We start from the raw sequence: 11,742 nt of genomic DNA, 5'->3' as shown, positions 1-11,742 counted from the left end.
GCGCCTAATGGACGGTGCCGGAGACGTCCTGCCGCGCGAAAGCGGCGATCATCCGCTCGATCTGCCGCCAGTGGCAGAAGCGGTGGATATTGTCGTTGGAGCGGCTTTTCTCGGCGCGAGCGGCCGCTTCGAGCCCGGCATCGTCGCCATAGGTCTCGATTAACTGGGCCGCGTCGGCAACGGCGGCGGGGCCGGAAATGAATAGACTGTCCATGCCGCCGCTATTAGCGGACGCGCCTTTCCAGAAGGGCCACCAAAGGCGGTCAACGGAACGGTAACCATGTTGGATTCAGTTCCCATCGCGTTCTCGCCCATGGAGTGAAGCGCTGGGATTCATCCCCGCCGCGCCGTCGACGCGCGGGAGGCGGTTCCCGAAGCGAAACCGTTCGCCGCCCAAAATTGGCCGGCGAACGTCAAGAACTCTTCTTGCGACCATTGCGGACACGACGCGCGGATTAATCGCGGTGGGCGGGTCGGGGCCACGATCATGCCCGGCGGATCGATCGAACTGAGGGTCGCGGCTTTGACTCTGGAGGAAGCCTAATCGCGCTCCATCCGTGCCCGTCCCATTGCGGCGGCGAGCCGTTCGCTGGCGTCGGGCAGTTCGACCGGAGTGGGGCGCTCGATCCTTTCTTCGGGGCCTTCGAGATGGCGGTCGATCCGCTCCTTCAATTCTCCGGCGGTGGGCACTTCCTCGGGGGCGAAAAGGCGCACGACCCGTGACGAGGGGGCCATTTCCGCGAGAATGTCGTCGAGGACGAGAGGTTCGTCTTCCGCCGGAATGACAGGCGGAGGCGCGGCTTCGTCGCGTGCATCGCCTGCCCAAGCCTCTTCGTCGAAGGGCAGCGGGGCGATCGGGTGGGGTTTGACCCGGCCAAGCACCAACGGCCGCCCCACCAGCCGCATCACGGCGTGGGTCATGGCGAAGACAAGGAGCGCCGCCCCGCCGGTCGCCGCCAGCCCCAGGTCGGGGAAAAGCATGAGCATCGACCATCCGCCCGCCAGCGCCATCACCAGCGCTGCCGCCACGTCGATCATCGAATCAAGTCGGCCTTGCATGTCGTTCATGGACATGGAGCTTAGGCCGAAAGGGTAAAGATCGCTTTATCAGCGGCTCTTTTCGTCGCCGCAAAGAAGGCGCGAAATCGCGTCGCAGAATGCCGGAACATCCTCGGGCTGGCGGCTGGTGACCATGCGTCCGTCGACGCAAGCGGCTTCGTCGACCAATTCCGCCCCGGCATTGCGCATATCGGTACGGATCGAGGGCCAGCTGGTGGCGCGACGACCCCGCAGCACGTCGGCTTCGACCAGCATCCACGGGCCATGGCAGATCGCGGCGACGACCTTTCCGGCGGCGTCGAACCGACGGACCAGCGCGACCGCCTTTTCATCGCGGCGCAGGCTGTCGGGGTTGATCACCCCGCCGGGCAGGATCAGCGCGTCGAAATCGTCGATATCGACCTCGTCGATCGTCATGTCGGGGTCGACCTTGATCGTGGGCTCGTCATGCACGCGGGCCTGGATCGGGTCCATCGACGGGGCAGCGATCTTCACCGTCGCGCCCGCCCGCGAGAGAAGTTCGCGCGGCCCGGTGAGTTCGCTTTCCTCGAAGCCGTGCGTGGCCATGATGAGGATCGCCTTGCCGCCCAGATCAATCATGCAATCTCTCCCGTTCAGTGGAACCGAAGCTGTCGTTCCGGCCTTGTCGCCTGCGAAAGGACCCGCCAGCCGTGCAGTTGCGCCATTCCAACGACAGCGAACCCGGATATTGCCGCGTCCGGCGCGGCAAGGGCTTCAGCTATCAAGACGAGAATGGCAAGCATATCGATGATCCCGAGATCATCGAACGGCTCAATGCGCTGGCCATCCCGCCTGCCTATGACGATGTCTGGTACTGCAAGGACGCCGACGGCCATATCCAGGCGACGGGCGTGGATGACAAGGGGCGTAAGCAATATCGCTATCATGACGATTATCGCGCCGCCGCCGAAGCCGCCAAGTTCGAGCGCTGCGCGGCGTTCGGCCATGCCCTGCCCCGCATCCGCAAGAAGCTCACCCAGCAGCTTCGCCGCCGCAAGCTGACCCGCGAAACCGTGCTCGCGGCAGCGCTGACGCTCATCGACAATTCGCTCATTCGCATCGGCAACCGAACCTATGCCAAGTCGAACAAGAGCTTCGGCGCGACGACCCTCCGGAGAGGCCATGTCAAACGGCTGAAGACGCGGCTCAAGGTCAATTTCAAGGGCAAGCATGGCACCGAGCGAAATGTGACCATCTCCGAGCCCGCGCTCGTGCGCATCCTCGGCGATTGCCACGACCTGCCGGGCCAGCAGCTATTCCAATATCTCGACGATGATGGCGAAACGCGCGCGATCGACAGTTCGGACGTCAATCAATATCTACAGGAATTGAGCGGCGAGGATTTTACAGCCAAGATGTTCCGAACATGGGGCGCGAGCGCGATGGCGATGGAGAAGATCCACGACGTGCTTGCCTCGGACGATCCCCTGACGCTGAAATCGGTGGTCGAGCCGGTGGCCGAAGCACTGGGTAATACGCCCACGGTCGCGCGCTCTAGCTATATCCATCCGAAGCTCATCGAGGCAATCAAGGAACGGCCCGACGATCCGTTCGACGGACAGCGGCTGCCGCGGCGCAAGCGCAAATATCTGAGCCTTTCGGAAACCCGCTTGCTGGCCTTTCTCGACCCCCATGGAAAGCTGCCTCGCCGGTCGATGCGCGACTACCTGCGTCTCCGGCGCGGTTGAAACTTGGCTCGATCAGCGCCACACAGCCCCCCATGACCAGTCCGACCGAGCAACTCGCCAACGAAGCCATCGAATCCATTTCCGAAGATGCGGAGGCAGTCGAACAGACCGTCGCAAGCATGGAACAGCCCGTGCAGGACACGATCGGCTGGTTCGGGGACAATTGGGATGGACTTCTGCTCGGCGGGCTCGTGGCGCTGGGCCTGGTGGGCATCATGCTCATCCTGCGCGCGATCGGTCGCGGCGTCCTCCACCGCGATCCCGAACGCACCAGTTGGAAAGCGATCATCGCGGGCGTGCTCGCCAAGACCACGATTACCTTCATGGTCGTTACCGCCGCGCATATCGTCGCCGCGCACACCGACATTTCCGAGGACGTGGAGGAAATCTTCCATGTCGCCTTCATCATCGTCCTGGCGATCCAAGCCGCGATCTGGGCGCGCGAGCTGATCCTTGGCGTGGTGGTGTCGAAGGTAGTCGACGATGGCGACCGGGAATCGACGCTTGCCAATGCCTTGAGCCTCATTCGCGTATTGGTGAACATCACCGCCTTCGCGATCGCCTTCATCGTCATTCTCGACAATCTCGGCGTCAACGTCACCACGCTGGTCGCGGGTCTCGGTATCGGTGGTATCGCCATCGGTCTTGCCGCGCAGGGCATCTTCTCCGACCTGTTCGCGGCGCTGGCGATCGTGTTCGACCGGCCTTTCCGCAAGGGCGACACGATCCGCTACGGCACCACCACCGGCACGGTCGAGAAGATCGGCCTCAAGACCACGCGCCTTCGCGCGGTCACCGGCGAACAGGTGATCATGGCGAACACCAAGCTGCTCGACCAGGAAGTGAACAATATTGCCGAAGCGCATAGCCGGCGCATCACCATCCCCTTTGGCGTCATCTACCAGACCGATCCCAAGGTGCTGGCCCAGATGAAGGCAATCGTCACCGAGGCGGTCGAGCCCTACGAGGACATCGACATTGTCCGTATCGTCTGCACGGGCTTTGGCGACAGTTCGATCGATTTCGAACTGGTCTACGACCATCATTCGGAGGACTGGAACGAGATCGTCGGCATCAAGAGCCAGATCTGCATCCGCATCCTCGAGATCTTCAACGGCAAGGGCATCGAGTTCGCCTATCCGACGCAGACGACCTTCACCTCTGCGCCTGATGGCACGATGATCATGCCCTATCCCGAGAACGGCTTCCCGGTCGCGCCGCCGCCGACCGAGAAAAGCTAGGACCGGTGATCAAGGCCATGGAATCGGTTGCAGGAGAAAACGGGCTTGCGTTTACGTAAACGGAAAGCCTATTAGGCTCGCATGCCCGTCACCAGCCTCGATGCCATCCAGGCCGCCGTCGGCACCGAAATCGGTGTCTCGGACTGGATCGCGGTCGAGCAGGAGCGGATCGATCGTTTCGCCGAGGCCACCGACGACCACCAATTCATCCACGTTGAACCCGCGCTGGCGGCGCAGACCCCATTCGGGGGAACCGTCGCGCACGGTTTTCTTACGCTCAGCCTGTTGTCGCGCATGGCGGCCGACGTCATGCTGGTGCCAGACACGCTCAAGATGGCGGTCAATTATGGCCTCGACCGGGTGCGCTTCCTTGCGCCGGTGCCATCGGGCGGGCGCGTGCGGGGCCGTTTCACCATGACCGACGTTCGCGAAAAGGCGCCGGGCCAATGGCTCCTGACCCATTCGGTCGTCGTCGAAATCGAGGGCGAGGAAAAGCCCGCTTTGCTGGCCGACTGGCTCGGCCTGATCATCACCTGAGGAGACCATCTATGTCCCGCGATGCCGTTATCGTCTCGACTGCCCGCACCCCCATCGGAAAGGCCTACAAGGGCGCCTTCAATGCCACGCTTGGCCCCACGCTGGGTAGCCATGCGGTCAAGGAAGCGGTGCGCCGCGCCGGGGTCGATGGCGGCGAGGTCGAGGATTGTCTGATGGGCGCCGCGCTCCAGCAGGGTAGCCAGGCCCCCAATATCGCGCGGCTCGTGGCGCTGCGTGCGGGCCTGCCCGTCTCGGTCCCCGGGATGAGCATCGACCGCCAATGTTCGTCGGGCCTCATGACCATCGCGACCGCCGCCAAGCAGATCATCACCGACCGGCAGGACGTGGTCGTGGCCGGGGGCCTCGAAAGCATTTCGACGGTGCAGACGCCAGAGATGCGCGTGACCCCCGACAAGGAACTCATCGGCATGCACAATGCCACCTACATGTCGATGCTCGAGACCGCCGAAGTGGTCGCCAAGCGCTATGGCATCAGCCGCGAGGCGATGGACGAATATGCGCTCCAGTCGCAGCAGCGTACCGCCGCCGCGCAGGAAGCGGGCAAGTTCGATGACGAAATCGTGCCCGTAAAGACCATGATGATGGTCAAGGACAAGGAAAGCGGCGAGACCTCGATGCAGGAAGTCACCATCGAGAAGGACGAAGGCAATCGCCCCTCGACCACGCTCGAGGGCCTGTCTTCGCTCCAGCCGGTGATGGGGCCGGGCGCGACGATCACCGCGGGCAATGCCTCGCAGCTGTCGGACGGATCCTCCGCAAGCGTGCTGATGGAAGCGGGCGTGGCCGCGAAGAAGGGCCTCACGCCGCTCGGCCGCTATGTCGGCATGGCGGTGGCCGGTGCCGAACCCGACGAAATGGGCATCGGCCCCATCTTCGCCATCCCCGCCCTCCTGAAGAAATTCGACCTCAAGATCGACGACATCGGCCTTTGGGAATTGAACGAAGCCTTTGCGGTGCAGGTCATCTACTGCCGCGACAAGCTGGGCATCGATGACAGCATCCTCAACGTCAATGGCGGCTCGATCTCGATCGGCCACCCCTATGGCATGACGGGTGCGCGCTGCACTGGCCACGCGCTGATCGAAGGCAAGCGTCGCGGCGCCAAATATGTCGTTGTCACCATGTGCGTGGGGGGCGGCATGGGGGCCGCCGGACTGTTCGAGGTTCTCTAGGGATCAAGGCAGGGAGGGAAGGCCGAGCTGCCCTTCCCTCCCCTTGTTCCTAGCTCCACTTGCTTTCATCGTCCCGTTCGGGCTCGCCATAAGGCGTCTTTTCCATCGAGAAGAGGCCCGGACCATTGGCGACGATCAAGAGCATGCCACCCGCGATCGCCGTATTCTTCCAGAAATGCGCCATCTGGCCGATCTGCTCGGCGCCGCTCGCTTCCATGGCAGGCACGAGGTGGAAGAGAATACCCGACAGGAGGCTGAAGCCTGCCAGAAGCAGGGCCGCGGTTCGCGCATGCCAGCCCAACACGACCATCAAGCCCCCGCCCACTTCCGTGAGGATGACCAGTGGCAACAGGAGGCCGGGCACGCCCTGGCTTTCCATATAGGCTGCCGTTGCCTCATATTCCCCGATCTTGGCGAAACCTGAAACGATGAACACGGCCGCCAGAAAAACCCGGGCCAGGGGCGATAGATAATCGCGAATTCCGTTCATAGTGCACCACTCCCTTTTACGTCCGCCAATGCGATCCGAACGGGATTTTTAGCAGAAATGTCGGGAAGGCGCCATTAGCCGCAAGGTCAATTCGCTGCCCGGCCCCGCGCCATCACCCAGTCGACCTCTTCCAGCACCGTCACATCGGCATAAGGGTCGCCGTCGAAGGCGATGATATCGGCGCTGTAGCCAGGTGCTATCCGGCCGATCTCGTTTTCCATTCCCAAGGCCTCGGCAGCGACCAGCGTGGCGCTGGACAGGGCCTGTTGGGGCGTCATGCCGGCATTGACGAGCAAGCGGAACTCCATGGCATTCTCGCCATGGGGAAAGACTCCGGCATCGGTGCCGAAGGCAACCTTGACGCCCATGTCGAGCGCGGGGCGGATCGGCTCTCCGACCTGGTCCATGACCTCGCGGATCTTGGCGTTGACGACGGGAGTGTAGCGGCCTTCCGCCATCCCCTGTCGCACGCCTTCGAAGGCCGCGAGCGTGGGCACGAAATAGGAGCCATTGGCCTTCATCGCGCGCAGCGCACGCTCGTCGGCATAAGTGCCATGGTCGATGGTATCGATGCCTGCCCGCGCCGCGGCCTCGATTCCGCGCGCGCCATGGGCATGGGCGGCGACCTTGAGGCCAAGCGAATGGGCGGTGTCGGCGATCGATTTCATCTCCGCATCGGTGAAATGCGCTTCGAGGCCGCGCCCCTGCTGCGAGAGCACGCCGCCGGTGGCGGTAATCTTGATGACGTCCGAGCCATTCTGGCTGGCCAGCCGCACCTTCTCGGCGCATTCGACTGCGCCGGTGCAGTTGAAGCCATCGTCGAGCAATTCGTTGACGTCGGGGCGGAAGCCGTTGACGTCGCCATGCCCGCCGACGATCGAGATGCTGGGACCCGACGCGATGATGCGCGGTCCCTGCACATAGCCTTCGGCGATGCCGCGCCGGAGGACGAAGGCGCTGTCGCTGCCGCGCGGCCCCAGGTCGCGGACAGTTGTGAAGCCCGCCTTCAGCGTCTTTTCGGCATTCTTCACCCCGACGATCACGCCCCAGCTGTCGGGGGTGGTGGCGGCTTTCCAATAATCGCCCGACGGGTCGCCGGTGATATGGACGTGCATGTCGATGAGGCCCGGCATCACGGTCTTGTCCGACAGGTCATGGACGATGCCATCGGCGGGGCGGTTGATCCCTTTCACGACGCTGACGATGCGACCGTCGTCGACGGTAATCGTCGCGGGGCCGATCGGGCCTTCAGAGGTGTCGGCGATCAGATTTCCGGCTAGAATGGTTTCGGCGGCGATGGCCGGGGATGCCGTGCCCAACAGCGCGGCAAGAATGGCAAGTTTCTTCATCGAGGCTCCCTTTCGGCGGCGATGCTGGCGAGCGTCCATCGCTTTTGCAAGCCTTGCCAAGCGCGAGGCCCGCTGCCAGCTTCGCGACGATGGAAACCACCGAGCTTATCGCGCTTGCCACCTCGACCAGCCTGCTCGCGGGATGGCGGCTTTATCTGGTGACCTTCATCACCGGGGTCGCGATGAAATTCGGCTGGGTGCCCCTGCCCGAAAATCTCCAGATGCTCGACGTTCTGGCGAACAATTGGGTGCTCGCGATCGCGGGCATCGGCACTTTTGCGGAGTTTTTCGCCGACAAGATCGCTTGGGTCGACAGCGCCTGGGATTCGATCCATTCGCTCTTGCGTCCGCTCGGCGGTGCGCTTCTCAGCCTTGCGATTGTCGATGCGGGCGATTCTGCGTTCCAGATTGCCGCCTTCCTCCTGGGTGGGGGCGCGGCCTTCGCTTCGCATGCCGGAAAGGCGAGCGCGCGCGCCGCGGTCAATGTGAGCCCCGAGCCGGTATCGAACGTCATCGTGTCGACCGCCGAGGACGTGACGACGGCGGGGCTGCTCGCGCTCGCCATCCTCAATCCGGTGCTTGCCGCCGTCATCGCGCTTATCCTCGTCGCACTGACGATCTGGCTGATCTTCGCAGCGCGACGATTGGTACGGCGCCTGATGGAAAAGGTCCGGCCCGCCGCACGCGGATAACGGCGGGCGCGGTGCCGCGCGGTCAGGCGTGGGCGGCAATGAAATCCTCGACCACGGGCGCGATCTTCTCACGCCATTTGCCGCCGTTGAAAATGCCGTAATGGCCGACGCCTTCGGCCATGTAATAGCGCTTCCTTCCGGCATCGAGCCGCTCGGCGAGGTCGAGCGCAGCCCTGGTCTGGCCGAGGCCCGAAATGTCGTCGCGTTCGCCCTCGATGGCAAGCAGCGCGGTATCGGTGATCGCCTTGGGGTCGACGATCTCGCCCTTATGCTCATATTCGCCCTTGGGCAGCAGGTGGCGTTGGAACACCACGTCCACCGTCTGGAGGTAGAAGGCGGCGTCCATGTCGGCGACCGAGCGATATTCGTCATAAAATTCGCGGGTGCGGTCAGCGCTTTCCTCGTCGCCCTCGACGAGATGCTTGAACATTTCCCAATGGCTCATGAGGTGCGAGCCGAGGTTCATCGTCATGAAGCCCGCGAGCTGCATGAAGCCCGGATAGACCTTCCGGCCCGCGCCCGGGTAGATATAAGGCACCGTCGCAATCACATTCTGCTGAAACCAGCTGTGCGGCCTCTCGGTCGCCAGCGTGTTGACCGCGGTGGGCGCTTCGCGCGTGTCGATCGGCCCGCCCATCATGGTGAGCGTCTTGGGACGCGCCGGATGATCGTTCTTGTTCATCAGCGCGGTCGCCGCGAAGGCCGGCACCGACGGCTGGCATACCGCGAGCATGTGCGGTCGCTCGCCGCCCGCTTCCTTCGAAATCGCCTCGAGGAACTCGATCAGATAATCGACATAATCGTCGAGATCGAAGCTGCCTTCGGACAGAGGAACGCATTTCGCGTCGCGCCAGTCGGTGATGTACACATCGTGGCGCGGCAGCATCCGTTCGACCGTGCCGCGAAGCAGCGTCGCGAAATGGCCGCTCATCGGAGCGACGATCAGCAGTTTTTCCTGCTTTTCGCCGCCTTTCTTGCGGAAATGCTTGAGCTGGCCGAAGGGTTTGCGGACCAGCACGTCCTCGTCGACCGCGACACTCTTGCCGTCCACGACGGTCTCGTGGATGCCGAATTCGGGCTTGCCGCGCGGGGCCGAGGCATGGGCGAAGACATCGAGGCCCGCGGCCACCACCGGCCCCATCGAGGAATAGGACAAGGGGTTGGCCGGATTGGACATCCAGCCCGCGCCGAGGCCGGCCATCCTGCTTGCCCCTGCCAGCAAGGATTTCTGCACCTCATAGGCGTCGTAAAGCATTCAAATCTCCGGAAGGAATAGGGTTTGTTCACCAACGAAGGTGGCGGTCGTTCGCTCCGCCCGCAACCCCTTATGCACTGCAAAAGCTGCAACGCAGCAATTGAGGCATCGGCGACACACTGCTAGGCGCAAGGCAAGATGAAAGCCGATCCCCCTCCCAAGCGCAGCCTTTCCAACCTCAAGATGGTCTGGCAGCGGCTGATTGCCTATCCCGGACACCTTGTCGGAGCGGGGATCGCGCTGCTGATCGCGGCGGCAGCAACATCGGGCATTCCCTATGCCTTCAAGCTCATCGTCGATCGGGGATTTTCCGATAGCGGCGACATCGACCGCTGGTTCCAATATCTGATGGTCCTGGTGATCGTGCTCGCGTTGGCGACCGCGCTGCGTTTCTATTTCGTGAGCTGGCTGGGCGAGCGGGTGGTCGCCGACATCCGCAAGGACGTCCATCGCAACCTCCTCCGCCTGTCGCCCGGCTATTTCGAGGAAAACCGCCCCGCCGAGATCACCAGCCGCATCACGGTCGATACCACGGTGATCCAGCAGGTCGTCGGCACCTCCATTTCGGTCGCGCTGCGCAATATCGTCGTCGCGGTGGCCTGCACGATCATGCTTTTCCTGCTGGCTCCCAACCTTGCAGTGATGATCCTCATCGGCATTCCTTTCGTGGTCCTGCCGATGACCCTGCTCGGGCGGCGGATCCGTGCGGTTTCGGTATCGAGCCAGGACCGGATTGCCGATGTCGGCACGATCACCGGCGAAGTGTTGGGCGCGATGAAAATCGTGCTGTCCTTCGGCCAGCAGGCGCGCGAAGCCGACCGCTTCGCCGATGCCACCGAGACCGTCTTTACCGTCGCCAAGCGGCGTATCCGCCTGCGCGCCCTGATGACCGCCTTTGCCATCGCGATGATGTTCATCGCGATCACCGGTATCATCTGGTCAGGCGCGCATGATGTCTCGTCGGGCACGATGACGCCTGGCTCGCTCGCCGCTTTCGTGATCTACGGAATGCTCGTCGCAGGTGCATTCGGCGCCTTGAGCGAGACTTATGGCGACCTGTTGCGCGCCGCGGGGGCGTCCGAGCGCCTCGCCCAGCTGATGGCCGAGAAGCCCGCGATCGAAGCACCGGCGCGTCCCCTTCCCCTCCCCGATCCCGGCGAAGGGCGGCTGGCGTTCGAGAATGTCACTTTCCGCTATCCCACGCGGCAGGGTGAAAAGGCGCTGGCCGATTTCAATCTCGAGGTGCGGCCCAACGAGATGCTCGCGGTGGTCGGCCCTTCGGGCGCGGGCAAGACGACCCTGTTCCAGCTCGCCCAGCGTTTCTACGATCCGCAGGAAGGCCGCGTCCTTCTCGACGGTGTCGATGTGCGCGACGCCGATCCCGACGATCTGCGCCGTCATATCGCCATGGTGCCGCAGGAAGTGATGATCTTCGCCGCCTCGGCGCGCGACAATCTGCGCTACGGCCGTTGGGATGCTTCCGAGGAGGAAATCTGGGAAGCCGCTCGCGCCGCCAATGCCGAGGAATTCCTGCGCGCGCTTCCCGAGGGGCTCGACACTTTCCTTGGCGAAGGCGGAGCGCGCCTGTCGGGCGGACAGCGCCAGCGCCTAGCCATCGCCCGTGCGCTCTTGCGGAAGGATGCCCCGCTCCTGCTGCTCGACGAAGCGACCAGCGCGCTCGACGCTGAAAGCGAAGCCAAGGTTCAGTCGGCGCTCGACAATCTGATGGGCCAGCGCACCACCATCGTCATTGCCCACCGCCTTGCCACGGTGCGCGCGGCCGACCGGATTATCGTGCTCGATGACGGGCGGATCGTCGAACAGGGCAGCCATGACGAACTGACTGCGGCGGGCGGGCTTTACGGTCGGCTGGCAGCGCTGCAATTCGACGGCGTGGCCGCCTGACTACCGCCTAAAGGGGGTAGGTTTTCGCGGGAACCCGCGGGGCTTGCGGGGGGTTGACCCTGCATGGCATTCACCCAACTCGACCCGCCGATCCCGATGCATGTCGCCGACCGTGGCAGCGGCTATGCCTTTGCGGTGATCGACTATGGGCAGGAGTTCGATCTGCTCTGGGTCATCGCGCTCGACGATGGCGGCGAGGTTTGGTGCGTGCCCAATCCCAAGGTCCGGGTGCAGGCCAATTGGTCGATGGGCCGGACCAAGGATGTCCCCGAAATGAAGGTCGCTGCGTTGCACGGCCAAGCGAAATGATCG

The 11,742-nt window shown here is 63.5% G+C and carries 13 protein-coding genes; 7 read left to right on the top strand and 6 right to left on the bottom strand.

Going from position 1 to position 11,742, the window contains the following annotated elements; genetic code table 11:
* Positions 1–4: 4 nt before the first annotated feature.
* From FHS50_RS02095 to FHS50_RS02085, 3 genes are all read right to left on the bottom strand, one after another.
* Positions 5–214 (bottom strand): hypothetical protein, encoded by a 210-nt coding sequence (locus FHS50_RS02095; RefSeq protein ID WP_183932740.1) that lies wholly within the window; start codon positions 212–214, stop codon positions 5–7.
* 326 nt (positions 215–540) lie between these two features.
* The gene (locus tag FHS50_RS02090) at positions 541–1,068 is read right to left on the bottom strand and encodes a hypothetical protein (RefSeq protein WP_183932739.1); all 528 of its coding nucleotides are present in this window, start codon (positions 1,066–1,068) and stop codon (positions 541–543) included.
* Between the two features lie 39 nt (positions 1,069–1,107).
* Positions 1,108–1,659, bottom strand: coding sequence for a type 1 glutamine amidotransferase domain-containing protein (locus tag FHS50_RS02085; protein WP_183932738.1), 552 nt, complete (start codon positions 1,657–1,659; stop codon positions 1,108–1,110).
* Between the two features lie 71 nt (positions 1,660–1,730).
* Between FHS50_RS02085 and FHS50_RS02080 the strand changes: the two genes are divergently transcribed.
* The 4 genes from FHS50_RS02080 to FHS50_RS02065 all read left to right on the top strand — a co-directional run bounded on the left by FHS50_RS02080 (position 1,731) and on the right by FHS50_RS02065 (position 5,739).
* Positions 1,731–2,768 (top strand): DNA topoisomerase IB, encoded by a 1,038-nt coding sequence (locus FHS50_RS02080; protein WP_265568886.1) that lies wholly within the window; start codon positions 1,731–1,733, stop codon positions 2,766–2,768.
* 32 nt (positions 2,769–2,800) lie between these two features.
* The gene (locus FHS50_RS02075) at positions 2,801–4,009 is read left to right on the top strand and encodes a mechanosensitive ion channel family protein (RefSeq protein ID WP_183932737.1); all 1,209 of its coding nucleotides are present in this window, start codon (positions 2,801–2,803) and stop codon (positions 4,007–4,009) included.
* Between the two features lie 81 nt (positions 4,010–4,090).
* Positions 4,091–4,546: a MaoC family dehydratase gene (locus FHS50_RS02070; RefSeq protein ID WP_183932736.1), complete on the top strand. Its 456-nt coding sequence runs from the start codon at positions 4,091–4,093 to the stop codon at positions 4,544–4,546.
* An 11-nt stretch (positions 4,547–4,557) separates the two neighbouring features.
* A complete protein-coding gene (locus FHS50_RS02065) occupies positions 4,558–5,739 on the top strand; it encodes an acetyl-CoA C-acyltransferase (RefSeq protein WP_183932735.1) in 1,182 nt (393 codons plus the stop codon).
* A 49-nt stretch (positions 5,740–5,788) separates the two neighbouring features.
* On the opposite strand, the gene FHS50_RS02060 is transcribed toward FHS50_RS02065, so the two are convergent.
* Positions 5,789–6,229 carry a DoxX family protein gene (locus FHS50_RS02060; RefSeq protein WP_183932734.1) on the bottom strand — a complete coding sequence of 147 codons (441 nt, stop codon included), beginning with the start codon at positions 6,227–6,229 and terminating at the stop codon, positions 5,789–5,791.
* Between the two features lie 86 nt (positions 6,230–6,315).
* Positions 6,316–7,578, bottom strand: a complete 1,263-nt coding sequence (locus FHS50_RS02055) for a metal-dependent hydrolase family protein (protein ID WP_183932733.1) — start codon at positions 7,576–7,578, stop codon at positions 6,316–6,318.
* 89 nt (positions 7,579–7,667) lie between these two features.
* Between FHS50_RS02055 and FHS50_RS02050 the strand changes: the two genes are divergently transcribed.
* Positions 7,668–8,270 (top strand): DUF4126 domain-containing protein, encoded by a 603-nt coding sequence (locus tag FHS50_RS02050; protein WP_183932732.1) that lies wholly within the window; start codon positions 7,668–7,670, stop codon positions 8,268–8,270.
* A 22-nt stretch (positions 8,271–8,292) separates the two neighbouring features.
* Here FHS50_RS02050 and FHS50_RS02045 read toward each other — a convergent pair whose 3' ends face one another.
* Positions 8,293–9,525 (bottom strand): polyhydroxyalkanoate depolymerase, encoded by a 1,233-nt coding sequence (locus FHS50_RS02045; protein WP_183932731.1) that lies wholly within the window; start codon positions 9,523–9,525, stop codon positions 8,293–8,295.
* A 138-nt stretch (positions 9,526–9,663) separates the two neighbouring features.
* On the opposite strand from FHS50_RS02045, the gene FHS50_RS02040 reads away from it, so the two are divergent.
* Together FHS50_RS02040 and FHS50_RS02035 are read left to right on the top strand one after the other, a co-directional pair.
* The gene (locus FHS50_RS02040) at positions 9,664–11,430 is read left to right on the top strand and encodes an ABC transporter transmembrane domain-containing protein (protein WP_183932730.1); all 1,767 of its coding nucleotides are present in this window, start codon (positions 9,664–9,666) and stop codon (positions 11,428–11,430) included.
* A gap of 63 nt (positions 11,431–11,493) precedes the next feature.
* A complete protein-coding gene (locus tag FHS50_RS02035) occupies positions 11,494–11,739 on the top strand; it encodes a hypothetical protein (RefSeq protein ID WP_183932729.1) in 246 nt (81 codons plus the stop codon).
* Positions 11,740–11,742: the final 3 nt, after the last annotated feature.

Origin of the sequence: Sphingomicrobium lutaoense (assembly GCF_014195685.1) — a bacterium.
GTDB lineage: Bacteria > Pseudomonadota > Alphaproteobacteria > Sphingomonadales > Sphingomonadaceae > Sphingomicrobium > Sphingomicrobium lutaoense.
The sequence above is the reverse complement of the archived record's forward strand: the minus strand, read 5'-3'. Positions and strand labels throughout refer to the sequence as shown.